Origin of the sequence: Citrobacter sp. Marseille-Q5395 (assembly GCF_947057495.1) — a bacterium.
GTDB classification, from domain to species: Bacteria; Pseudomonadota; Gammaproteobacteria; order Enterobacterales; family Enterobacteriaceae; genus Citrobacter; species Citrobacter murliniae.
The window spans coordinates 316,297-342,010 of record NZ_CAMSEL010000005.1 but is presented as its reverse complement, the minus strand read 5'-3'; the positions used below and the strand labels follow the sequence as shown (position 1 = coordinate 342,010).

General features: G+C 49.4%; 14 protein-coding genes and 1 tRNA gene. 8 read left to right on the top strand and 7 right to left on the bottom strand.

The genetic code is table 11. From position 1 onward, the window contains the following. The first annotated feature begins 80 nt into the window (after positions 1-80). Positions 81-497: a GNAT family N-acetyltransferase gene (locus OH663_RS07800; RefSeq protein ID WP_200011156.1), complete on the top strand. Its 417-nt coding sequence runs from the start codon at positions 81-83 to the stop codon at positions 495-497. Positions 498-704: 207 nt separating this feature from the next. Beyond that, entirely contained in the window at positions 705-1,523 is an 819-nt protein-coding gene (gene nlpA, locus OH663_RS07795) for a lipoprotein NlpA (RefSeq protein ID WP_045448875.1), read from the top strand. 28 nt (positions 1,524-1,551) lie between these two features. On the opposite strand, the gene OH663_RS07790 is transcribed toward nlpA, so the two are convergent. From OH663_RS07790 to OH663_RS07780, 3 genes are all read right to left on the bottom strand, one after another. Beyond that, positions 1,552-2,454: a carboxylate/amino acid/amine transporter gene (locus OH663_RS07790; protein ID WP_045448874.1), complete on the bottom strand. Its 903-nt coding sequence runs from the start codon at positions 2,452-2,454 to the stop codon at positions 1,552-1,554. A 126-nt stretch (positions 2,455-2,580) separates the two neighbouring features. Then, positions 2,581-2,886: a putative quinol monooxygenase gene (locus OH663_RS07785; RefSeq protein WP_045448872.1), complete on the bottom strand. Its 306-nt coding sequence runs from the start codon at positions 2,884-2,886 to the stop codon at positions 2,581-2,583. Next, complete coding sequence (locus OH663_RS07780) at positions 2,887-3,894, bottom strand: zinc-binding alcohol dehydrogenase family protein (RefSeq protein ID WP_045448870.1); 1,008 nt, start codon at positions 3,892-3,894, stop codon at positions 2,887-2,889. A 237-nt stretch (positions 3,895-4,131) separates the two neighbouring features. Between OH663_RS07780 and OH663_RS07775 the strand changes: the two genes are divergently transcribed. Next, positions 4,132-5,034 (top strand): LysR family transcriptional regulator, encoded by a 903-nt coding sequence (locus OH663_RS07775; RefSeq protein ID WP_200011159.1) that lies wholly within the window; start codon positions 4,132-4,134, stop codon positions 5,032-5,034. 60 nt (positions 5,035-5,094) lie between these two features. Here the strand turns inward: OH663_RS07775 and OH663_RS07770 are convergent, their stop codons facing one another. The 3 genes from OH663_RS07770 to OH663_RS07760 all read right to left on the bottom strand — a co-directional run bounded on the left by OH663_RS07770 (position 5,095) and on the right by OH663_RS07760 (position 10,421). Then, a complete protein-coding gene (locus OH663_RS07770; RefSeq protein ID WP_200011162.1) occupies positions 5,095-6,591 on the bottom strand; it encodes a C69 family dipeptidase in 1,497 nt (498 codons plus the stop codon). Between the two features lie 495 nt (positions 6,592-7,086). Then, positions 7,087-7,464, bottom strand: coding sequence for a hypothetical protein (locus OH663_RS07765; RefSeq protein WP_052369297.1), 378 nt, complete (start codon positions 7,462-7,464; stop codon positions 7,087-7,089). 224 nt (positions 7,465-7,688) lie between these two features. Further along, positions 7,689-10,421, bottom strand: coding sequence for an autotransporter outer membrane beta-barrel domain-containing protein (locus OH663_RS07760; RefSeq protein ID WP_200011165.1), 2,733 nt, complete (start codon positions 10,419-10,421; stop codon positions 7,689-7,691). A gap of 1,635 nt (positions 10,422-12,056) precedes the next feature. On the opposite strand from OH663_RS07760, the gene OH663_RS07755 reads away from it, so the two are divergent. Continuing rightward, the gene (locus tag OH663_RS07755; RefSeq protein WP_263525711.1) at positions 12,057-18,263 is read left to right on the top strand and encodes an Ig-like domain-containing protein; all 6,207 of its coding nucleotides are present in this window, start codon (positions 12,057-12,059) and stop codon (positions 18,261-18,263) included. 222 nt (positions 18,264-18,485) lie between these two features. Next, on the top strand, positions 18,486-19,103 hold the full coding sequence (locus tag OH663_RS07750; protein ID WP_200011169.1) for a helix-turn-helix domain-containing protein: 618 nt from the start codon (positions 18,486-18,488) through the stop codon (positions 19,101-19,103). Positions 19,104-19,798: 695 nt separating this feature from the next. Here the strand turns inward: OH663_RS07750 and OH663_RS07745 are convergent. Then, positions 19,799-19,893: transfer RNA gene (locus OH663_RS07745), tRNA-Sec, on the bottom strand. Positions 19,894-20,182: 289 nt separating this feature from the next. Between OH663_RS07745 and OH663_RS07740 the strand changes: the two genes are divergently transcribed. From OH663_RS07740 to OH663_RS07730, 3 genes are all read left to right on the top strand, one after another. Further along, the gene (locus OH663_RS07740; RefSeq protein WP_048223139.1) at positions 20,183-21,565 is read left to right on the top strand and encodes a glycoside-pentoside-hexuronide family transporter; all 1,383 of its coding nucleotides are present in this window, start codon (positions 20,183-20,185) and stop codon (positions 21,563-21,565) included. Positions 21,566-21,576: 11 nt separating this feature from the next. Continuing rightward, complete coding sequence (yicI, locus tag OH663_RS07735; RefSeq protein WP_200011181.1) at positions 21,577-23,895, top strand: alpha-xylosidase; 2,319 nt, start codon at positions 21,577-21,579, stop codon at positions 23,893-23,895. A 254-nt stretch (positions 23,896-24,149) separates the two neighbouring features. Further along, positions 24,150-25,703: a BglG family transcription antiterminator gene (locus tag OH663_RS07730; protein ID WP_200011186.1), complete on the top strand. Its 1,554-nt coding sequence runs from the start codon at positions 24,150-24,152 to the stop codon at positions 25,701-25,703. Positions 25,704-25,714: the final 11 nt, after the last annotated feature.

The following is a 25,714-nucleotide window of genomic DNA, read 5'->3' as shown; positions in this document are numbered from 1 at the left end:
CGGCATACGGCTCACTCATCAGCCTGTGTTAGTGTAGAAAAATTAATCAGCCAGAAGTTGTAGTTTTTCAGGAGGATAGAATGCAGATACAGATTACGGATACGGTTACAGAAGATGATCAGAATGCGCTGCTCACTGGCCTGCGTGCTTACAATCTCCAGTTCCTGAAAACGTCCAATTTTGGCGATCTGGCGGTCTACTGGCGCGATGAGCGTAACGAGATACTGGGTGGGCTGATTGGTAAAATCAAAGGTGAGTGGCTGTGTATTGAGTTTTTATGGATGCATGAATCCCTGCGTAAAGGCGGTCATGGCACAAAGCTGATGCAGGCGGCAGAACAGACTGCGCGCGAGAGAGGGTGTTTGCATGCGCTGGTTGATACCATGAGTTTCCAGGCGTTGCCGTTTTATCAAAAGAACGGTTACCAGTTACAAATGACCCTCGAAGACTTCCCGGAAAAAGGGGCAGCACGCCATTATTTATCAAAATCATTTTGATGACCGGAAGGATGGCTTGCTGAATATCCACCGAGAGTTGAGAAATCGTGTCGCCCGGTAGCGTCGTGCCACCGGGCATTTTTTTGTATATTCCTTCGTTATGCTTTTTTCTTCTTGCTGATACTTTTTCGTTTTTTAAACCGCAGCAGCCTTCCCGCTATAGTCAATTCATTACTCATCAGGCGGTTATTTCAAAAGGATAAAAACGTGAAACTGAACATACCTCATTTCGGGGCCGGGGCGGCATTATTGCTGGCGGGAATATTACTGGCAGGTTGCGATCAGCAAAGCAGTGATGCGAAACATATCAAAGTCGGCGTGATTAACGGCGCAGAGCAGGATGTAGCGGAGGTTGCGAAGAAAGTGGCCAAAGAGAAGTACGGTTTGGATGTTGAGCTGGTAGGGTTCAGCGGTTCGTTACTACCCAACGATGCAACCAATCATGGTGAACTGGATGCCAATGTCTTCCAGCATCGTCCTTTCCTGGAGCAGGATAATAAAGCGCATAACTTTAAGCTGGTGGCGGTGGGCAATACCTTTGTCTTCCCGATGGCCGGTTATTCGAAAAAAATCAAAACCGTTGCCGAGCTGAAAGACGGCGCGACAATTGCGATTCCTAACGATCCAACTAATCTCGGACGTGCGCTATTGCTGTTGCAAAAAGAAAAACTGATTACCTTGAAAGAGGGCACTGGTCTGTTGCCGACGGCGCTGGATATTACTGATAACCCACACCATCTGAATATTATGGAGCTGGAAGGCGCGCAATTGCCGCGTGTACTGGACGATCAGAAAGTGGATGTAGCAATTATCAGTACCACCTACATTCAGCAAACCGGGCTTTCCCCGGTACATGACAGCGTATTTATTGAAGACAAAAACTCACCGTACGTGAATATTCTGGTGGCGCGGGAAGACAACAAAGATGCAGAGAACGTAAAAGAGTTCCTGCAATCTTATCAGTCACCGGAAGTGGCGAAAGCAGCCGAGAAAATCTTTAACGGCGGCGCGGTACCGGGCTGGTAATATTCGCCCGTCACCGCGCTGGTTGGCGTTATGCCGTTCTGGCGCGGCGGCGGGAATCCATTGAAATCAGCACCACTGAAGAGAGGATCAGCAGCGTACCGAGCCAGTCCGGTAAAGTGAACGTAATGCCTAACAGGAGCAGGGACAGTAAGGCACTGCTCAGTGGCTCTGCACAGCTCAAAATGCTCGCTTTCGGCCCACCAATCATCTGCGCACCTTTCAGGTACAGGCTAAACGTCAGTGATGTACCGATCACCACCAGATAGAAAAATGCCAGAATCAAACTGCCATTGACCACAAAGTTCGTTCCCTGCCCGGCATAGAATGGGAGCAGGATCAGGCCGCCTATCAACATGCTCCAGCCGACAATCGGTAGCGTACCGTAACGCGCGATAAGCACAGAGGGATATGTCGTATAGAACGCGGCAGCAAATGCCGAAGCGATCCCCCAGAACAGCGCGGCAGGCGAGATGGATAACGACGTCGGGTTGCCGTGGGTGACCAGCAGGAATGTGCCGATTAGCGAGGTGAAGATCGCCGTCAGCACTAATATTCCCGGTCGCGCTTTGCGTACCACCGAAAACCACGCCACGATAATTGTCGGTGACAAAAATTGCAGTACCGTTGCGGTGGCGGCATTGGATTTTTCAATGGTAAGCAGAAAGGTCAGTTGTACGGTGAGCGCCCCGACCACAGAAAAAATCAGCAGGCTGATGGCGTCTTTGCGGTTTTTGATAACGGAGAAGACTTTGTCACCGTGCACAAAAGAGAGCATCAGCAGAATGAGCCCGGCGAAAATCAGACGTGTCATGGTCAGAAACTGCGACGACATCTGACTTTGCTCCATGATGTACTGCGCGCAAACGCCTGAACTTCCCCATAATACGGCGGCTATCAGGACGTTCATCATCCCTCTTCTGGTGGAACTCATCTTTCCCTCTGCATAATGTATTGTCTTATTTGTGTGCAGACATCATAGCAGAGATGACTCTGACAGCAGGAATACCTCATGCACTGTCTTTAGCTCCCCCGCCAGGCAGGGAGCTCTGGGATAATGTTAAGCGTCTATCGGTGTCAGATAATCCAGACGCAGCGGCTCGGCCAGCAGGTCGTTCATTTGCAGAATAAACGTCTGGAAATGCGGTAAGGCGATATGTTCGTCCAGACCTGCCTGGCCTCGCCAGGATTCACGCACGTAAAATACATCCGGCGTATCGCGTAACTGAAACAGCGCATACTCAATATTGCCCGGCTCCCGGCGAGTGGGTAGCAAAAGGGCTTGCAGTGCTTGTTTCAGTGCGTTGATTTTCCCTGGTTTGGCTTTTAGCACCGCTATGATTGAAATCACCGTAGAGTCAGGCATTTAAAATCCCTCCAGAACAATCTTGCCCACTGAACGACCGGTTTCAATTTGGGCATGGGCTTTTTGCAAATTAGCCGCGGTGATGGCGCCAAAATGTTCGCCCAGCGTGGTATGGATAACCTTGCTGTCGATCAGTTGCGCCACGCGGGTCAGTAGCTGATGCTGGGCAATGATGTCGCGTGTTTCAAACATCGAGCGTGTGAACATAAATTCCCAGTGCAGAGAAATGCTTTTAGTTTTCAGCGGACGCGCATCAAGGGATTGCGGATCGTCAATTAGCGCCAGTTTTCCCTGTGGCGCCAGCGCGGCAATAATCTGCTGATAGTGCTGCTCGGTATTGTTCAGGCTGGCGACATGGGTCACCTGTTTAATGCCTGTTCGTGCCAGCTCTTCTGTCAGCGGTTTACTGTGATCAATCACATGATGAGCGCCCGCTTCACGCACCCATTTCTGGCTTTCCGGACGCGATGCCGTACCGATAACGGTCATTTTGGTCAGCTTACTGGCTAGTTGGGTCAGGATAGAACCAACGCCGCCTGCAGCGCCGACAATCAATAAAACATCATTCTCATTGCCATTTTCCTCAACGCCCAGGCGGTCGAACAGCATTTCCCATGCAGTGATGGCGGTCAGCGGCAGGGCTGCCGCTGAAGCGTTATCCAGTGATTGTGGCTTCAGCGCAACAATGCGTTCATCAACCAACTGAAATTCACTGTTACTGCCAGCACGACCCAGCGCACCGGCGTACCAGACTTCGTCGCCAGGCGCGAACAGCGTCACCGCATCGCCCACGGATTTCACCACGCCAACCGCATCCCAGCCCAGCACGCGCGGCACGTCGGCATTGAAACCTTCGCGTACTTTGGTATCGACGGGGTTGACGGAAATAGCTTTCACTTCAACTAAAAGGTCATGTCCGGTAGCGATCGGAACCGGCAGGTCAATTTCTTGTAAAAATTCAATATTGCTGCCGTTGGTTGCGGCGTGGGTAATGGCGATAGCTTTCATAGTCTCTCCGGTTACAGGAATCTATTTATACCCGTCATACTTCAAGCTGCATGTGCGTTGGCTACGCTCGCTCACTCCAGTCATATAGTTCGCTATGTTCCAGGAGATTCACTCCCTTGCCGCCTTCATGCAACTCGAATTATTTAGGGTATATCTGTTGAATAATTCGATGGTAAACCGGCATCAGAACGGGAAAAATAGCCTCACGGCGACAGGACTTATACTCGAGGAGTGAAAATGTTCCGGCTTGAAGATCTCACGTTGTTTGTCCGCGCCGCGGCGCTGAACAGTTTTAGTGATGCGGCGCGCGAAGTCGGCGTCCAGCCCGCCCAGGTCAGTTCAGCCATCAAGCGTCTGGAGTCTACGCTGACGATTCGCCTGTTCGCTCGCTCCACACGTAGCCTGCGGCTCACACCGGAAGGTGAGATCTGGTTGCCCTATGCCCGTCAGATGCTGGATGTAATGCACGCCGGATTGCAAAAAATCCAGACGCCGGAAGATGAGATTTCAGGCATGCTGCAAATTGCGGTGCCGTCCGATCTCGGACGGAATCTGTTGTTGCCGGTCTTTCAGTCGTTTCGTCGCCGCTATCCTGCGCTGCGCCTGCGGGTCTTTTTCTCCGACCAGGTGACCGATGTATTTAAAGATCCCGTCGATGTCGCGTTTCGGTATGGTAATACCGAAGACGCGTCTTATATCGCGTTGCCCGTCGCGCCAGGTAATCGCCGCGTGCTGGTGGCTTCTCCGGACTGGATTGCACAATGCGGTGAGCCGCAACACCCTGGCGATTTAGCGCAGCTGAACGCCATGACCTTTGTATTACGCGGGCGGCTTCATGATCGCTGGACGTTTACGCGTAATGGTGAAGTCAGTAGCGTGCAGGTCAACAGCACCATTATGAGCGATGATGCCGAAGTGATAAGGCGTCTGGCGATTGCCGGTGAGGGGATTGCGTATAAGTCGTGGCTGGATGTGAGCGAAGATGTGCGTGACGGTCGTTTGCAGTTGCTGATGCCGGGGTATCTGGGGGAAAAAGTTCCGTTAAATATGATTTGCCCACACCGTAAACAGCTTTCAACGGCGGTACGGTTATTGCACGATGCCGTGAAGGCGCGGTGTGAAATGCTGGCGCAGAGCTAACGTTCTTGCTCTGCACCAGAATCATCAGGTCTTTAACCTGGTTTTCTACTCTGCGGTCACTCAGTCTTTTTTGCTGGCGTTAGCAAAGAAAATATCAGACTGAATGTCTTTGGTGCGGATGGTGAACAACTGATTAGTCAGGTCTTCGGTCAGCTTCTCGGCATCGGCCATGATGCGCAGGTTGAAGTCATTCAGCATCTTATCGGCTGCGGGTTTATCGGTTTTTGCTATCTTCAGATATTCTGCCTCAACCTCTTTTTGCTCCTTCGCCACTTTGTCTTCCCACGCTTTGTAGGCTTTTTTGACGATAGGGGCGAGCTTCGGATAGTCCGTCATGGTCAGCGTCTGTAATTTGCGATACTTCCAGTAAATGGATTGATCGTCAGCGTTGTTCGTGCCCATCGTATAGTTGGCCGGATACGCTTTCAGGCCGCTATAGTAGGGAACAAAGGCGGTAAGATCGGCCATACCCAGACCAATATAGGTTGTTTCACCAATCTCTTTTGGCAACCACGGACGTACCTGCATAACGTGCGCTTCGTAGGTACGGAAGACACTGACCGGACGCCACGGCTCTTTACCGTTCAGGCCGTTGGTGTAAGGGTCATGTTTGGTGCCTTCATAGTGGTTACGCAACACAGATTTCACATCGTCCAGCGTCATTTTCTTCTCTGGCGTCATGAATACCGGGAATTCACGACCTGCGGCCATATCCTGTTTTACGGAAGGATTGAACTCTTTCTGAATAGTCCAGACGCGGGGATCGTTATATGTGCGGTCACGCTCATCGTCACGAGTATAGACTTTGGAAAAGTTGAATTTGCCATCTTTTGCCTGATCGTAAAGACCTTTTTCGGTCGCGAACTCAACCAGGTTTTTTGACGCCATCATATTAGGGTTCTTAGGATCGTAATCCTGTAAGCGTCCCTGATTACCAGTGGCAAAATATTGATTATTCGGTAAACGCTGTGCCATCCACTGGTGGCCGCTACCGGTTTCCAGATACCAGATTTCGTTATCGTCCACCACGGCAACGCCAAAGCCTTCGCCAGCTCCGGCGGTTTCAACGATATGTCCCAGCAACGCCACCGCTTCACGGGCTGTTTTGCTCTGTGACAGCAGGATATCCGGAATATCGTCTTCGGTGATGCCTTTGTCTTCAACATATGGGTCGACGGCCAGCGCTTTTGGCGAAGCAAAAATAGATTCTGTACCGCTCACGCCGACGCCCAGTTCGTTAAAACCGGTTGCGCCATGCAGTTGCGTTTTCCAGTTTGGAACGGTGGTGTAACGCAGGGAATTTTTTGGCAGCGGCCAGGTAAAATCATTCGCGCCATTATGCGCTTTGGTGCTGTACACACCGGTCTGATTCTGTTTTGCCGGATGAATGACAAAATGCTGTGCTTTCAGGGCATCGCTGTCTGCACTGCGGGCTACCAACATGGATCCATCCGCCGATGCTTCATTGCCGACCAGCAGGGTCGTACAAGCAAAACCTGATGAAACAACAGCCAAATTTATAGAAAGTGCAATCAGGCACTTTTTAAACGTAAACATTAAATATCCCTCATAAGTACGCCATAAATACACCGGAAACACACCGTTTGCTGAAATGCGATAACGTCCGAACGCTCAGACATTGCTCGCCAGAGAGATAAACGCCCCTGCCCACGTTTTCTCCTAATATCCATTGGTAGGTTGAAGTCTTCTGGACAAAATAAAGTGCCCGTTTCGCTCAATTATTACGCAATGAATATCGAGGTATTCAGGATGTTTCCTGATTCGGGGGAAAGAATAGCAATGGCACATCGACAAATTCAGTGACGTGTGTCGCGTAAGTTGACGGCGATAATTGTGTCGAAAAATAACAGATGCTGTTGGTTGCGATGAAAGATGTCAGGCTACTGGAAATATTAAGGGTGGTATTGGAAAGTTGATTGGACATCATGTTCTTTGTTGGCCGGACACGTATAAGCGTTATCCGGCGAAGAATGAAGCTGTAAATGCCATTTATTACATACTCAGTGAACTTGCTGGTAGTCGATACTCAAATCACAATTGGCTGATTGCGTACATTTTTTTTTCGATACCGGCATAGGCGGCATTTTTAACTCGAGCGCAGATTAAATGCAGCTTTGAATTGGCCTCCATAGCGATCAATTCTTTATGGTCTTTATCCAGAATGGTTGAGTTTTTATCATAAAAATCATAGCTTTTATTGATTTCAGTGAACTGCTTTTGATAAAGCATAAACTTATCAGGATCAACTTTTCGTAGTACGTTGAAGTTATTAATACACTCGCTGTCTGAGAAAAGTGAGTCATCTGTTGAAGCTTTATTTTTAGTCACATCGTTTGTTGGATGCGTTGCATCAACACAACCACTGAGAATAATAAGAGCAACAAAATAGCACATCCACTGCTTGTTCATAATAAATATCCATGATGTTAATTGATATGATGATATTTAATGGTCTGGAATTGATTTTAATATCTTGGTTTTTTGGCGGAAGTTAATGATGGGAGGCATTCTGGTGCATTATTGGGATGTGCAAAAATATACTTGAAGAGATTTTTAATATCTTACTAATGCAATTGGAATAGCGCTCCCCTAATAATTAAAGGCCTGCAATAGCAGGCCTTTGCATTAACTTATTACCAGGTATATTTCACACCAGCATTTGCTGACCAGTCTTGATCGACATCAGCTCCGCCAAGATAATCACCGCCGGCATATGCACTAAAGTTTTTAGTAAAGTTGAATTGACCACCCAACCCGGCGCGTACTGCTGAACCACCCACACCATTATCAATATCATCGCCATTAACATCTGCGCTGTTATTATCTGAATCATCATACACATATGCGATTTTTGCATACGGAACGAATGACTGTTCGCCGAAGCTAAAGGTATAGCCGGTATTGACGCCTGCTTCATAACGCATGCTGTCATAAGACTGGCTATCAACATTCATATTGTTGCTGAGCTGGTATCCGTCACCATCCTGGAACAGACCAGAAATGCTTGCGTATGGAGTAACGTAGCCATTCTGATTGTATTTCCAGTCATAACCAGCTTTCAGATTCAGACCCCAGGCATCAGAAGAGATACCGTTGCCGCTTACTGAATTACCATTGCTCATGCTCGCAGACAGGTCATTATCAAAGTGGCTGTAGCTCAATGTGCTATCAACGAAGACATTGTTGTTAAAGCGCGTAGAGGTATAAACACGAGCAGACTGGCTATCCTGATCGACATGGCCGGTTTGATCATCGATATCACCTTTCATGAAGCTGGCAGCGGCACCGACAATCCAGTTCGCACCATTACCTTCAATCGCTTTATCAAAACCAACCATGATGCCGCTGGTATCTTGATCATAGCTTAGTGTATCTGTATCTCCCTGGAAGTGACCGCCGATGTAAGTCGCCCATGCACCGCCAGTATCCTGACTGTTTTGATTTACACGGCCATTATCCAAACGATTTGCCAGTGCATCTTGTTCCAGATTCCAGATATTGGTGTTAGCAGACGGGATGCTCAGCGCAATATTGGCATAATCGGTTAAGCCATCCTGTTTCAGTACAACAGAATCACCGCTCTGCTGAGCTTCATACTGATAAGCGCCCAGATCGGCTTTGTTTGCTGCGGTAAAGGAAGCCTGCGTATCGGTGTTATCATCATAAACGCGAATCAGTTCATGACCTTTATAATCAGCAACAGAGCCTTTGCCGGTGGCATTATTCACGCTAACTTTATAGTTACCTGCGACATCGCCATTGACTGCCAGATGACCATCGGAATTCACATCGACTACACCATAGTCAGATGCGTTATCGGTATTACCATTGGTATAACCCGTGTTCATGTCACTGTTCAGGACATATTCGCGGCTACCCACATCAAGCTGACCACCTGAGGTCAGGACAAGGTTATGCGTGTCGACTTCACCCGTGCCAATATTTAGTGCTGCGCCATTGCTGACAGTAATGGTATTAGCATATAAATTTGCCGTTTCCTCTGTCAGATTCACCGTACTATTACCATCAATATTCATGGCATTAGTATCTACCTGGCCATCATCACCGATGTTCATGGATGAAGAGCTATTCAGGTTGATGGTATCGGCCAGCAGCGCAGAACTTTCTACGTTCACCTGCGAGCCATTAGATACGGTTAAGGTATCTACATCGGAAGCTTTACGGGTATCCCACTCAGAACCATGATCCAGCGTTACGTTAAAGATCCCACTCTGGAAGACGGCTGCACCATCAACATATCCCGTGTCGGCGTTATAAGTTGAGGAAGGAATCAGGCTGTTTGCTGCAATATCGTACAGTGTTGCTGTTGCATCAACGTCAGAGATTGCCGCACCGACCCACTTGCTTCCATTATCAAGCGTCAGGTTCATTTCGTCCTGGTTCAGGCTGTCATCAGCATAACCCAGGTTAGAATCGATCACGCCGTCTGCATTGGTATCAACACCTGCAGGTGCAAAACCGTTATTGAAACGACTGACGAACAACACATCGCCCGTTAAGGTTGAATTGTTGAATGTTGCATTGGTTTTCATGGATTCAGTTGAATCCGGATTATCGATAGCCGCAATCGCAACATCATTCATGTTGATGGTTTGATCATTGCTATTAATGACACCATCGCCATTCACATCGAAATCAGCCTGCATTGTCAGTGCGCCGGTGTAATCAGAAGGTTTTTCTGACTGACCGTAGAAACCTGACGTATCCAGCTCAGTCCAGGCTCCAGAGGTAACGGAAGAATCATTGACAACAATATTGTCTACAAAGCTGTCAGTGCTACCGCTGTCGGCGTAATCCTGAATTTCCTGGCCTAGTGTAATACCAGCAACGTGAGAGTTGTTTTCAATGGCAATATTGCTTTCTTGATCAAGCGTAATTGCTGTACCCAGATTATAGATTGGTAAAGAACCCGCAGAGGTACCATCGGTGTTGTAATAATCAAAATGCTCAAAGCCGTCATCAATAGTTGAATTATTAACGGTTAATGTCAGCGGATCGTTATAGTTCTGCTCGACGTCAGTGCAACCTGAAGTCATGCAAGCAGACGTCACCATTCCATGTACAGTCGTATTACTGATGGAGAGTGAATTTGGATTGGCTGTATCTGCATCAAGGTAATTTGTCGAAATAACACCGTTTACGACGGAGTTATTGATGACAGGGTAAATATTGGCATCTGCGCCGTTCCAGTCCGCATATCCCTGATAAGTTACGCCTGAAGTACCATCGTAAATGAAGGTATCCCATACGCCATTCGAAATGTCTGTTGCCGAAGCTTGAAATGCTACAGCTAAAGAGCACGCGAGGGCGATTCGTGTTTTATGGAACTTGCCACAACTTTTCAATCTAAAACTCCTGTTATGCAAAAAAGAATGCTCTCGGCAACACTATATATTCGAGATATAATTCAGAGGGCAGAGAGGACGGATAGTAAAATCCCCTATCTATCTCTTCAGATAAACATCATGTAGTCACCGTAGTTATTTAAAATTCCGCGTGCACAGATATACGACATACTTCTTCTGGTGCTTGTGCAGTCTCACGAAATCTCGCAAATAGAATAATCATTTCTATATTTTGAGTTCAATTTGTTTTGTTATTTAATCCATTATTGGAATTTTGGTGATTTAAATGAGGTTTTTTTATTTTTTGCGGTGTTATTATAAGTTCTTGATTGATATGATTTTTGTATTTATTTTTAACCGTTAATAAATGCTGTGAAATAAGTTTCTGTGAAGTGATATATTACTGGTGTCACATTGATTGTCATCTCCTTGCTGGTAAAAATATACCGAATTAGTTACTCTTGTTATTATTATTCTGCAAATTAAAAGTGGTGCTGTTATTATAATAAATACTCCTTATTTGTTTCTCTTGGTTTGTTTTATATATCTTGATTGTAAATGATGTGTTGCAATTTACCAAAAATGGACGTCGTGTTCGGATTACTAAACGGATCACGAAAGATGGGTGATGTTTTTTGCCAGGAAGTGGTTAATGTACTTAATGCATTTGATTGTTCTCACCGTAGGCACACCAAACGAACACTGTCTGCTGGATTTTGCTGAGGTAACAACTTAAAAAAGATGGTTTTTTCTTGTTTCGAATGGAAAAATAACCACTCGGGCAATACTTTTTTATCGATCCCTTATCGATAAGAGAGCTGGTTTGCCAGAGAGCCGGAGGGGCGGTTTTTAGTCAGAACTGTTCTTTTACTCCTCCAGAAATGTACTGACAGTAGTGAAGGGCTGGCATGGCGTGTTTTTCTCGCGCTGTTCAACGCGGTAAAGATGATTAAAATGCATAAAATGTCAATTACCAATATAAGGTGATCACCTCGGCACCGTTTCTTTCTTTCTTTTTTATTGAAACTTCGCCCTCGCTGAGTGAAGTCCAGGCTAATAGTGTCTTTTTCCAATGAGTTATGTGTGAATTAAAAAGTCAGAAAAATTTTATAAAGATGCTTGCTGAATAGGATTTTATTGCCCATAGTTATAGCAAACCAATGTTACATCTTATTACATTGCCAGATTTGGCTTACTCGATCATCTTTGCAAGGTGAGGATATCGCTCAAAGTTTTGCCAGAACAAACGAAGCGATTACCTCCTAAGGAGCATCAGGAAGGCAATAATTAATAAAAATGCAGGTGAACAGCATAAACTATGAACCGTTTTAGATAATGGCGGCCTTATTTTAGTAAATGATTTTTATTATCGATTCCCTGTAAATATAATAATAGATACCTGTTTTCCATTGCATAAATAGAATATTCCATTTTTGGACTAACACAGTAATTTTTCTTGCCTTAAAAATAAAATATTATAGGGCGAATTATTAATGCTAAATCTACCGAGTATCTAATAACATGCATGCCAGGCCGGACAGGCGCTTTAGCGCACGTTTAATTCAGACAATTGCGTTACTGAATATATTTCTGCAAATTGTCATGCCTGTCCTGCTTTCATTCTCATGGGTTTCTGTGGCTGTGGCCGCTTCACCGTCAGAACAGCAATTCAGTCAGTCCATGACCACCATGCGTAACTCAGCGCTTCTCTCTGCTGTCCCCGACTCCCCTCCGGAAGAGAAAGATAAAATATGGTCTTCCTCTTCTGTTGAGCTAAATGTCAAAAAGACGTCTCAGGAATCATCCGGTTTTTTCTCCTCACAGCCGACTAAATCTGCGGAATTGCCTGCCTTAGCTTCAGAACCAGAAGCGGGGAAAACCTCCTCTGTCGCCGATCCTGAGTTGCAGATGATTGATTCAGGTAAGACCGCAGCTACGCGCCTGTGGCAGGTTTTGGGCAGTGATGATCCTGCAGCTCAGGGACGCAGTGCCGCCGCCGGAATTGCCGCCGGGATTGCCAACCAACGTATGGAAACCTGGCTGAATCAGTACGGGCATGCGCGGGTAAATTTATCCTTCCCGGGCGGTGGCGATCTCGATCTGTTATTCCCGATGCTTGATACCCCTGATTACCTGATTTTTACCCAGGGTGGGATCCGCCGGGATACGGATGATAAACGCACGACCTCCAATATCGGCCTTGGAGTGCGCGGCTTCACGGGTAACTGGATGCTTGGTGTGAACAGTTTCTATGACTACGACATCACCGGAGAAAACAGTCGCTACGGTATTGGCACTGAAGCCTGGACGGATTACCTCAAACTGTCCGCCAACCTTTACCAGCGCATTACCGACTGGCACCAGTCTGGCGTTGAAGATATGGAAGATTACGATGAGCGGCCAGCCAACGGATATGACGTGCGTCTGGCCGGCTGGTTGCCTTCATATCCAAATGTTGGCATGAACGCAACGTATGAGAAATATTTTGGCAAGAATGTCGCTCTTGATGACCACACGGATCTGGCGGACTCACCTTCGGCGGTGACGGTTGGGTTGAACTACACGCCGATCCCGCTGGTTACGTTAGGAGCGGAGCATCGTAGCGGCAGCAATACGAATGATTCACGGGTGTTTTTGAACTTCAACTATCGTCTGGGCGTATCAATGGCCGATCAGACCGATCCGGATATGGTCGGGTTGGCCCGGACGCTGGCAGGCAGTCGTTACGATATGGTTGAACGTAATAACACCATCGTTATGCAGTATAAAAAACAGGATCTTATTACCTTGTCGCTGCCAGCGACAGTATCTGCGGATGCGAACAGTACCGTGTCGCTAACCGCGGACGTGCGGGCAAAATACGGTACAGAGAGTGTGGACTGGGACTACAGCAGTATTGTCAATGCGGGAGGCAGCGTTACACAACAATCCCGTGAATCACTGCTTATCACACTGCCGGCCTGGAAAGCGGAGCAGGGCAGTGTGAATACCTATCGTATTAGCGCAGTGGCGTATGACTCTCGCCATAACAAATCAAACAGCGCGGAAACGGTGGTAATGGTCCACAAAGCGCGAAACGACATCTCGTCATTTGTGGTGGTAAACGATAACGCACTGGCGGACGGTAATACCCGAAACACGGTACGTCTGACGGTAATTGATACGCAGACAAACCAGCCGGTACCTGGGTTGGCGGTCAAATTTGCGACCAGTGCCGGAACTCTGTTGGCGGCAGGTGCGACGACGGATGCACAGGGAATGGCGACCACGGAGATCACCAGTGTGGTTGCCGGAGAAGCGAAAATCACCGCGACGCTGGATAACGGCAATGCGGCAGATGTCAGCGTGACGTTTTTGCCAGATGAGGCAGCCACCCTCAGCGATCTAAAAATAACGAAAGACAATGCCGCGGCAGATGGGAAAGCGACTAACGTGGTACAGGCCAGCGTGACCGATGCGCGGGGCAATGCGGTAGCGGGGATCACGGTGACATTCAGTGCCGGGAACGGTGCGGTGCTGGAAAATACCTCGGTAGTAACGGATGCCAAAGGGCTGGCGTCGACCACGCTGACGAATCTTTCTATGGGCACGACTGTCGTGACCGCGACGGCGAATAATGTGTCCCGTAGTGTAAATACAACGTTTACAGCGGATGTGGCGACGGCGTTTATCAGTAGCCTGACGGTGGACCAGGACAGCAGCCCGGCAGATGGTAAGACAACCAATACGGCGACGGTGACAGTACTGGACGCGCAGGGGCATCCGGTACCGGGGATTGCTGTGGCATGGCAGGCGGATAAAGGAACGGTGAAATTCAGTTCCGGCTCGAGCAATACCGGGGCAGACGGCAAAGTCAGTGTGCAATTTACAGATACTGTGGCTGAAAGTACCAACATCACTGCGGTACTGGCGAACGGTAGCAGTCAGTCGCAGCCCAGTCATTTCTCTGTTGATCTGACCGCTTTGAAGATCAGCCGTTTTGATGTCGCGCAACAGATAAAAGCCGACGGGCGTACCGTCAGTACCGCCACGGTTATTGTCGTAGATGCCGCAAATACCCCGCAGGCGAATGTTGTAGTGAACTGGGCGGTGGATGGAACAGCCTCCCTGGCGGGGCCAACATCCACGACGGATACTTCGGGCCAGGCGGTGATGACGCTGACGGATGCGAAAGCCGAAACGGTGAACGTAACAGTGACGGTAAGTGTCAGTGGTGCGACGCAAACAAAAACCACCACCTTTGTTGCCGATACGGATACAGCGGTGGTCAGTACGCTGACCATTGATACTGACGGCAGCGCGGCGAACGGTTCGGCGGCGAACACGGCGACAGCCACGGTGCTGGACGCGAACAATAACCCGGTCGCCGGAGCAGCGGTGGTCTGGAGCGCAGACAAAGGCACGGTAAATTTCGGCACGCAAGGCACCACGGATGCGAACGGGCATGTGAGTGTGACCTTCACCGACACGGTGGCGGAAACGGCGCAGATTACCGCCACACTGGGCGGCAGCAGCCAGACCGAACCGTCGAAATTTGTGGCAGATGCGGCAACGGCGGTGGTCAGTACGCTGGTCATCAACCAGGACGGCAGTGTGGCGAACGGTTCGGCGGCGAATACGGCGACAGCCACGGTGCTGGACGCGAACAATAACCCGGTCGCCGGAGCAGAGGTGGTCTGGAGCGCAGACAAAGGCACAGTAAGGTTCGGCACGCAGGGCACCACGGATGCGAACGGGCATGTGAGTGTGACCTTCACCGACACGGTAGCGGAAACGGCGCAAATCACCGCTACGCTGGGAGGTTCCAGTCAGACCGAACCATCGAAATTTGTGGCGGATGCGACAACGGCAGTGGTCAGTACGCTGGTTATCAACCAGGACGGCAGCGTGGCGAACGGTTCGGCGGCGAATACGGCGACAGCCACGGTGCTGGACGCGAACAATAATCCGGTCGCCGGAGCCGCGGTGGTCTGGAGCGCAGACAAAGGCACGGTAAATTTTGGCACGCAAGGTACCACGGATGCGAACGGGCATGTGAGCGTGACCTTCACCGACACCGTCGCGGAAACAGCACAGATTACCGCCACGCTGGGCGGCAGCAGTCAGACTGAACCGTCGAAATTTGTGGGGGATGCGGCGACGGCAACACTCACTTTGCTACCCGATCATAGCGGTAGTATTGCAGATGGCATTGCTACTAATGGTGTAACGGCAATGGTCGTCGATGCTCTCAATAACCCAATTGCCGGGGCGATTGTGACGTGGACGGTAGATAAGAGCACGGCGAAACTCAGTGTCTCTTCAGGAGTGACCGATAGTAGTGGTAGGACGAGCCTGACCTATACGGACACTGTAGCAGAGCATGTAGAGATCACGGCTACTCTGGAAAACGGCAGTAGTAAGGTGCAGGGCAGCACATTTGTTGCAGATGCAAGTACCGCCAGGATCGGCTCTATTGTTATTGATCCCGATAATAGTCCAGCTAATGGCGCTTCGAAAAATGGTGTTGCTGTGACGGTAGTGGATGCGAACGGTAATCCGGTTGGTGGATTAAGAGTTGCTCTCAGTGCGAGTAGTAATACGGTGGAATTCTCCTCGAAATTTACCAGCACTAATCAGAGTGGTGTGGCGAGCGCCACTTTCACCGATACAGTGGCAGAAACCATAAGTGTTACCGCAGGTTTGGATAATGGTAGCGCTAAATCACAGAACAGTCATTTTGTGGGGGATGCTGCGACGGCAGTAATCAGTACGCTGACCATTGATACTGACGGCAGCGCGGCGAACGGTTCGGCGGCGAACACGGCGACAGCCACGGTGCTGGACGCGAACAATAACCCGGTCGCCGGAGCAGCGGTGGTCTGGAGCGCAGACAAAGGCACGGTAAATTTCGGCACGCAAGGCACCACGGATGCGAACGGGCATGTGAGTGTGACCTTCACCGACACGGTGGCGGAAACAGCACAGATTACCGCCACACTGGGCGGCAGCAGCCAGACCGAACCGTCGAAATTTGTGGCAGATGCGGCAACGGCGGTGGTCAGTACGCTGACCATCAATACTAACAATAGTGTGGCGAACGGTTCGACGGCGAACACGGCGACAGCCACAGTGCTGGACGCGAACAATAACCCGGTCGCCGGAGCCGCGGTGGCCTGGAGCGCAGACAAAGGCACGGTAAGGTTCGGCACGCAAGGCACGACGGATGCGAACGGGCATGTGAGTGTAACCTTCACCGACACGGTGGCGGAAACGGCACAGATTACCGCCACGCTGGGCGGCAGCAGCCAGACCGAACCGTCGCTCTTTATAGCGGATGCAGCAACGGCGGTGGTCAGTTCGTTGGTCATCGATCCGAATGGTAGCGTGGCGGATGGTGTAACCGCCAATGTTGCAACGGCCACAGTACTCGATGCGCACAACAACCCAGTCTCAGGAATAAATGTGAGCTGGACTCCTGCATTCGATGGAACGATGCGTTTCAGTACGACCTCCGGATATACCGGAATTGATGGAAAGATGACAGTCAGAATCACTGATACGATGTCCCGGAGTTCTCCCGTTGGAGCTGTTCTGGAGAATGGCAGCCGTATGAATGCAACAGTAGTGTTTGTAGGAGATCCGACGACGGCGGCGGTGAGTTCGTTGACCATCGATAAGGACAGTAGTGTGGCGAACGGAGTTGCGACAAACAGTGCTACAGCGACTGTACTGGATACACACAACAATCCGGTGGCTGGGGTGACGGTCGCATGGACTGCAGACAAAGGCACGGTAAATTTTGGCACGCAAGGCACCACGGATGCGAACGGGCATGTGAGCGTGACCTTCACCGACACGGTGGCGGAAACGGCACAGATTACCGCCACACTGGGCGGCGGCAGCCAGACCGAACCGTCGAAATTTATAGCGGATGCGGCAACGGCGGTGCCCAGTTCGCTGGTCATCGATCCGAACGGCAGCGTGGCGGACGGTGTAACCGCCAATGTTGCAACGGTTACAGTGCTGGATGCGCACAATAACCCAGTCTCAGGAATAAATGTGAGCTGGTCTCCTGACTCCGACGGAACGATGCGTTTCAGTCCGACCTCCGGGGTTACCGGAATTGATGGAAAGATGACAGTCAGAATCACTGATACGAGGTCCCGGGATACTTACATTGGGGTCTGGGTGAACGGTAATTATCTGTCAGAAATAATAGAGTTTGTTGCAGATCCTGCAACGGCGGCGGTGAGTTCGTTGACCATCGATAAGAACGGCAGTGTGGCGAACGGAGTTGCGACGAATAGTGCTACAGCGACTGTACTGGATGCAAACAATAACCCGGTCTCCGGGGCTGTGGTGACCTGGAGTGCAGACAAAGGTACGGTAAGTTTCGGCACGCAAGGCACCACGGATGCGAACGGACATGTGAGTGTGACCTTCACCGACACCGTAGCGGAAACGGCCCAGATTACCGCCACGCTGGGCGGTTCCAGCCAGACCAGTCCGTCGAGATTTGTGGGTGATATCGCTACGGCCAGGGTAGAGATGGAGATCAGTAATAGCAGTGGCGTGGCTGGTAAGACTACGGTAGGAGCGATAGTCACCGTGGTAGATGCCAACAGTAACCCGGTAGGCGGAGCCGTGGTCACCATGAGCGCAGATAAGAGTACAGTGACATTTGCAATGGGAGGCGACGGATTCGCATCGACAGCAGCGGCAAGTGAGGAGCAGTTCACAACTAATAATGGAGGAACATTCACTGTATATATCGCTGACACCGTTGCGGAACCAGTGCAGGTAACGGCTACGGTCGGTAACAGTAGCCAGACAAAGCAGATAGAATTTGTTGCAGATTAGATACCGCAGCAGTCAGTGATGGCTGGTAGTGGTAAGAACAGGAGTATGGAGGGACTATTGTTGCTGGTATTAGTATATCAGCACGCAGACAGACGACATAGTATTACCACCACACTGGAAATGGCAAAACTGAAACACTTTACAGCCGATTTGTCGCAGTGAGGCTGTCGGCGCCTTAACTTTGTTTATTTTAATTAGCTAATAACCGGAGTAACGTGCTTTATGTTAGAAATCCCTCGTGAGTCAATTAAACGACTTGGCGATATGATTATTCAATATGGTTATTCATTCCATCTTGCAGAAGGCAATGAATTAATAAGAACATCACCAGATGACGAACCTTTATTCTTTTATCTTGTAAAGGGACAGGTGCGTTATGAGTTATCTGATGATTATTGGTTGTCTTCCGTCAGAGCGCCCATGGTCTTAGGCTTTGTAGATTATTACTATCCGAATGAATACGCCGGGCGTTTTTTCACGGAGACGGAAACATCAGGGTTCTATCTTTCTGCCGAGAAAGTGGGTCAGCTCATCTCTGAGAATGACTTGTGGTATGACGTCTCTGTTATCCTGAGCTATATTATCCGAAGGTTGTTGGCGCGTGAGATGCTGCTATCGTCCAGTAATGCGTACAAGATTATCTGTCACTATCTCAATATTCTGAATTCTGAATGCCCGGAAGTAAAAGAGAGATTGAGTGCGTTGTATTATCTGCATAAGCATACAAAGCTGTCTAAGAGTATGATTTCATTAATCATTAGTGAGTTAAAAAAAGGAGAGTACATAGATATCAGTAAAGGGCATCTTAAGAGTATAAAATTCTTACCAGAAAGTTTTTAAATTCAGTACTGGAGAGTGAATTATTAGATAAATATGTGTTAGGTAAATGGAATTAGCATTGACACAGTCAGTGATAAGCAGTTGAAAGAGAAATTATCAACTGTTAAAGAAACGTTGTTTTTTAGCCGATCATCACAACTGAAGGGGTGGTAGGCGCATTTTGTATCAGGAATGGAAGACTGACGGACATGGTGGAATTCGTTGAGGATGGTGCATAGCCAGTTGAAAACGGAATATTATAAATTTATATCACTCTGCAATCTGTTGTATTTCACTTCTTACAGATAAACAATGGCACAAAATGACGTAATTAATGATTGTGCACAGCGTGGATGAAATACCTCTGGTCTTTTGATTTAATATTGATGTTTTGTATTGGATAAATGAGTAACCCCCATAATCACCCTCAAATGATTCTGCTTGTGGGATGTGGGGGCATTCTGAGCTACTTTTTCGGCTCTTTTTTCCACTGTAGTAAACCGGCAATATCCTACTCGCCTTCGGCTTCTTTTAAGCGTCATTGTTGCCCGGCAAACTGACTGTATTCCGGCTGGCTGGCGCGAATATTGCGGCTTACCTGACAATTCCCTTCCTGTGGAACTTGTAAGTAAGACTTACAGGTTGGCCAGAGTTCAATACGGGATAAAGACAGCTTAAAAGAGATGTGATTAAAGACGTGCTTACTTGAGGCATTTTGGCGGAAGATCACAGGAGTCGAACCTGCCCGGGACCGCTGGCGGCCCCAACTGGATTTGAAGTCCAGCCACCTCACCGGAGATGACGATCTTCCGCGCCTCGATTGCTACATGGAGGCGGGGCGCATTATAGCTACTTCCAGGAGTTTCCACACCCCCCCACTCACTTTTTTAACTTCCCTTTCTCTTTACCATGACCGTTTTCAAATAAACCTCTACAAAATCCAATACTTACATTTAGACATATTTTTTCGACGCTACTCCGATCACAGAAAGCAAGAATCGTAAATTGATTACAAAATATCGGAATGTTCGCGCTCACAAGGATGGTTTACAACGTCTGTAACCGGTTTCAGCTACCTTACGGTGTTAAAGGATAAAACAATGAAGAGCGAGATATTGTCCGTCACAGAGAAGATTGGCTATGGAATGGGTGATGCCGCCAGTCATATTATTTTTGATAACGTTATGTTGTATATGATGTTTTTTTACACTGATATCTTCGGTATCCCCGCCGGTTTTGTCGGCACTATGTTTTTGCTGGCGCGCGCACTGGATGCTATCTCAGACCCGTGCATGGGACTGATTGCTGACCGTACCCAATCGCGCTGGGGTAAGTTCCGCCCGTGGATCCTGTTCGGCGCGATTCCGTTTGGCCTCGTTTGCGTGCTGGCATACACCACGCCGGACCTCAGTCTGAATGGCAAAATGATTTACGCCGCCGTCACCTATACGCTGCTGACCCTGCTCTACACCGTGGTTAACATCCCTTACTGCGCGTTGGGCGGCGTTATTACCAAAGACCCGACTCAACGTATCTCACTGCAGTCCTGGCGCTTTGTGCTGGCGACGGCGGGCGGCATGCTCTCCACGGTGCTGATGATGCCGTTGGTAAACCTGATTGGCGGCGAAAACAAAGCATTGGGTTTCCAGGGCGGGATTGCTGTGCTCTCGGTCATTGCATTCCTGATGCTGACCTTTTGCTTCTTTACCACCAAAGAACGTGTTGCAGCACCTCCGGGTAATAACTCAATGCGGGAAGATCTGCGCGATATCTGGAAGAACGATCAATGGCGCATCGTCGGATTGCTCACCATTCTCAATATCCTGGCTGTCTGCGTACGTGGCGGGGCAATGATGTATTACGTCACCTGGATCCTCGGCACGCCGGAGGTGTTTGTCGCCTTCCTCACCACCTATTGTGTCGGAAATCTGATCGGCTCTGCGCTGGCAAAACCACTTACCGACTGGAAATGCAAAGTGAGCGTCTTCTGGTGGACTAACGCCCTGTTGGCGGTTATCAGCCTGGCGATGTTCTTTGTGCCGATGCACGCCACCATCACCATGTTCATCTTTATCTTTGCGATTGGTGTGTTGCACCAGTTGGTGACGCCTATCCAGTGGGTAATGATGTCTGACACCGTTGACTACGGCGAGTGGTGCAACGGCAAGCGCCTGACGGGTATCAGCTTCGCAGGGACGTTGTTTGTGCTCAAGCTGGGCCTCGCACTCGGTGGGGCGCTTATTGGCTGGATGCTGGCTGGCGGTGGCTACGACGCCGCAGCGAAAACCCAGAACAGCGCCACCATCAGCATCATTATTGCGTTGTTCACCATCGCCCCAGCGATCTGCTACCTGTTGAGTGCCGTCATTGCCAAACGCTTCTATACCCTGAAAACCCCGTATCTGACTGAAATTATGAGCCAGTTGGCTCAGGGGGCACGTCGCAATCAGCAGGACTTTACGACCAAAGAATTTCAGAACTAAAGGAACAGACGATGAAAATTAGCGATGGAAACTGGCTGATTCAGCCTGGGCTAAATTTGATAAACCCGATTCAGGTATTCGACGTTGAGCAGCAGGGAAGTGAGATGGTGGTCTACGTTGCGCCGCGCGATGTACGTGAGCGCACCTGGCAACTCGATACTCCACTGTTTACCCTGCGCTTCTTCTCGCCGCAGGAAGGGGTTGTAGGCGTGCGTATGGAGCACTTCCAGGGCGCGCTGGATACAGGTCCGCATTATCCGTTGCATGTGCAGCAGGATGTGCCGGTAGTAATGCAGAACAATGCCGAATTTGCCGAACTGAAGAGCGGTAATTTGAGCGTGCGCGTTACCAAAGGGGAGTTCTGGTCACTCGATTTTTTACGTAACGGCGTGCGTATTACCGGCAGCCAGTTGAAAAATAACGGCTATGTGCAGGATACCAACAGCGGGCGCAACTATATGTTTGAGCGTCTGGATCTGGGCGTCGGTGAAACGGTCTACGGGTTGGGCGAGCGCTTTACCGCGCTGGTGCGTAATGGTCAGACTGTAGATACCTGGAACCGCGATGGCGGTACCAGCACTGAGCAGTCTTATAAGAACATCCCGTTTTATATCACCAACCGTGGCTACGGCGTACTGGTGAACCATCCGCAGTGCGTATCGTTTGAAATCGGCTCCGAGAAAGTCTCAAAAGTGCAGTTCAGCGTGGAGAGTGAGTATCTGGAATACTTTGTGATCGACGGGCCAACGCCTAAAGCGGTACTGGAGCGATATACCCGCTTTACTGGCCGTCCGGCGCTGCCTCCAGCCTGGTCATTCGGCCTGTGGCTCACCACCTCGTTCACGACCAACTATGATGAAGCGACAGTAAACAGCTTTATTGACGGTATGGCGGAGCGTAACCTGCCACTGCACGTTTTCCACTTCGACTGTTTCTGGATGAAAGCATTCCAGTGGTGTGATTTCGAATGGGACCCGGTGACGTTCCCGGACCCGGAAGGGATGATCCGCCGCCTGAAAGAGAAAGGGTTGAAGGTCTGCGTATGGATTAACCCGTACATTGGTCAAAAATCCCCTCTCTTCAATGAGCTGAAAGAGAAAGGTTATCTGCTCAAGCGGCCTGACGGTTCTCTGTGGCAGTGGGATAAATGGCAGCCCGGCCTGGCGATTTATGATTTTACCAATCCCGCAGCCTGCGAGTGGTACGCCAGCAAGCTAAAAGGTCTGGTGGATATTGGTGTGGATTGCTTCAAGACCGATTTTGGCGAACGGATCCCCACGGATGTACAGTGGTTCGACGGTGCCGATCCGCAGAAAATGCACAATCACTACGCTTTCATCTACAACGAACTGGTGTGGAACGTGCTGAAAGAAACCGTGGGTGAGAAAGAAGCGGTGCTGTTTGCCCGTTCCGCCTCCGTGGGCGCGCAACAATTCCCGGTGCACTGGGGGGGTGACTGCTACGCCAACTACGAATCCATGGCGGAAAGCCTGCGCGGTGGATTGTCTATCGGCCTTTCCGGCTTTGGTTTCTGGAGCCACGATATCGGCGGTTTCGAAAATACAGCGCCCGCGCACGTCTATAAACGCTGGTGCGCGTTTGGACTGCTTTCCAGCCACAGCCGCCTGCACGGCAGTAAATCCTACCGTGTGCCGTGGGCATATGACGACGAGTCCTGTGATGTGGTGCGTTACTTCACCGAACAGAAATGCCGCATGATGCCGTATCTGTACCGTGAAGCGGCCCGCGCCAGTGAACAGGGTACGCCGATGATGCGCGCGATGATGCTGGAGTTCCCGGACGATCCGGCGTGTGATTATCTCGACCGTCAGTACATGCTGGGCGATAGCATCATGGTCGCACCGGTGTTCTCGCAGGCAGGGGATGTACAGTTTTACCTGCCGGAAGGACGCTGGACACACCTGTGGCATAATGACGATGTGCAGGGCAACCGGTGGCATAAGCAACAGCATGGCTTCCTGAGCCTGCCGGTCTATGTGCGAGACAACACCCTGCTGGCGCTAGGCTGCAATAGCCAGAAGCCTGACTATGCCTGGCACGAAGGGACGGCATTCCAGTTATTCCAACTGGAGGAGGGCCGGGAAGCCATCTGTGAAGTCCCGGCGGCTGACGGCTCGGTTACCTTCACGCTGAAGGCCACGTGCGCGGGTAACACAATTACTGTGCAAGGTGTCGGCGAAGCGCGTAACTGGACGCTGTGCCTGCGAAATATCCTGCAGATTAGTGGCGTGAAGGGCGGTTCATCTGCGGGCAGCGAATGGGGCGTGGTTGTGACGCCTGACAGCAATGAATTAACCATCACGTTATAAATTTTTTATCCTCCCTCTCTCTGATAAAGAGGGAGGGTTTTTGCGAGCGTTATCACTATAACTCTGGCAAAAAATGTGATCTGCGCTGTAAATATCTCACTATTTTCCTTTTTTGTCTTATTTCTGTCCGGAATACAGGACACGATTTAGTATTGTTGCAACATCGTAGGCCTTTTATATTTATCATCACGGATTGCAAGTGGAGCGTCAGTGCTTCGTTAGATATTTAATCTGGTGTGTGATAAGGGTAAATAATGCAAATGATTACCTCGCGACAAAACAGATTATTAAAATTTCTTCTGCCCCGGAAGGAATATGTCACGCTGCTGAAAATCGCTGAATACTTAGCTGTTTCAGAAAAAACTGTGCAACGCGATCTGCGGATGCTGGAGCAGTGGTTATCGGAATGGAAAATATCCATTGATAAACGTACTGGCGCAGGCGTGATGCTTATTGCCGATAATATTACTGATCTTTTATATTTGGATCAGTTATTAGGTGCCGAGGGCGATGACGTTGATGGAATGATGAATAATTCACGGCGCGTAAAGATAGCATCACAATTATTAAGCGAAACGCCGCATGAAACATCTATCAGCAAATTATCTGAACGTTATTTTATCAGTAGCGCATCGATTGTTAACGATCTGAAAGTCATTGAATCATGGATAACCCCGCTGGGATTATCTTTGATTCGTAGCCAAAGCGGAACGCACATTGAAGGCAGCGAGAGTGGTGTGCGTCAGGCGATGGCCTCGCTGATTAACGGTGTGATTAACCATAATGAACCCGGTAGCGTCGTTTATTCTCGCCTTGATTCAGGTAGCTATAAAGCGCTAGTGCATTACTTCGGTGAAGAAGACGTTTTATTTGTACAAACGCTGTTGCAGGAAATGGAGAATGATCTGTGTTGGTCGTTGGGTGAGCCTTATTACGTCAATATTTTTACTCATATTCTGATCATGATGTACCGCATCACACGGGGGAATGCGTTACCGAGAAAAGATGAAAATATTACCTCATTTGACGAGAGCATCTTTTCCATTGCCAGCCGCATGATCCAGCATATCGAAAAACGTATTGCGCACCCGCTGCCGGAAGACGAAGTCTGGTTTATTTATCAGTACATTATCTCTTCTGGCGTGATGATTGAAGAACATAACGATGTGAGCGTAATTGGCCATATGCACTCCAGCGATGAGGCGCGGTTGATTACCTGGCGGCTGATCGCGACATTTGCGGAGATGGTCGACAGCGACCTCAGTCAGGACGTTGCGCTGTATGACGGGTTACTGATTCATATTAAGCCGTTGATTAACCGGCTGAACTACCATATTCGTATTCGTAACCCGCTGTTGGATGACATCAAAGGAGAGCTGGAGGATGTCTGGCGTTTAACACAGTGCGCGGTGAATCGGGTGTTTAGCGGCTGGGGCGACCGGGCTGTATCGGAAGATGAAGTTGGGTACTTAACTGTGCATTTTCAGGCAGCAATGGAACGCCAGATTGCCCGCAAGCGGGTGCTACTGGTCTGCTCAACGGGTATCGGTACTTCTCACTTACTCAAAAGCCGCATTTTACGCGCCTTTCCGGACTGGACCATTGTGGGTGTGGTGTCGGCAGGAAGTTTGCCCTCCGTACTGACGGAAGATATTGAACTGGTGGTTTCAACAATAAATTTACCCACCATTGCGATGCCTGTCGTGTATGTTACCGCGTTCTTCAATGATGCTGATATTAAACGAGTTACTGAAACGGTTATTACTGAAAAATTACATCGTGCGACGTCGCTGGTCGTTGAAAATTAATGTCTGAACTC

Excerpts from the sequence above, each read along its gene's own strand:
- OH663_RS07740 (WP_048223139.1), top strand. The coding sequence starts at position 20,183 with ATGAAGAGCGAGATATTGTCCGTCACAGAGAAGATTGGCTATGGAATG.
- OH663_RS07780 (WP_045448870.1), bottom strand. The coding sequence starts at position 3,894 with ATGAAAGCTATCGCCATTACCCACGCCGCAACCAACGGCAGCAATATT.
- OH663_RS07775 (WP_200011159.1), top strand. The coding sequence starts at position 4,132 with ATGTTCCGGCTTGAAGATCTCACGTTGTTTGTCCGCGCCGCGGCGCTG.
- yicI (WP_200011181.1), top strand. The coding sequence starts at position 21,577 with ATGAAAATTAGCGATGGAAACTGGCTGATTCAGCCTGGGCTAAATTTG.
- OH663_RS07770 (WP_200011162.1), bottom strand. The coding sequence starts at position 6,591 with ATGTTTACGTTTAAAAAGTGCCTGATTGCACTTTCTATAAATTTGGCT.
- OH663_RS07765 (WP_052369297.1), bottom strand. The coding sequence starts at position 7,464 with ATGAACAAGCAGTGGATGTGCTATTTTGTTGCTCTTATTATTCTCAGT.
- OH663_RS07730 (WP_200011186.1), top strand. The coding sequence starts at position 24,150 with ATGCAAATGATTACCTCGCGACAAAACAGATTATTAAAATTTCTTCTG.
- OH663_RS07790 (WP_045448874.1), bottom strand. The coding sequence starts at position 2,454 with ATGAGTTCCACCAGAAGAGGGATGATGAACGTCCTGATAGCCGCCGTA.
- OH663_RS07750 (WP_200011169.1), top strand. The coding sequence starts at position 18,486 with ATGTTAGAAATCCCTCGTGAGTCAATTAAACGACTTGGCGATATGATT.
- OH663_RS07800 (WP_200011156.1), top strand. The coding sequence starts at position 81 with ATGCAGATACAGATTACGGATACGGTTACAGAAGATGATCAGAATGCG.
- OH663_RS07785 (WP_045448872.1), bottom strand. The coding sequence starts at position 2,886 with ATGCCTGACTCTACGGTGATTTCAATCATAGCGGTGCTAAAAGCCAAA.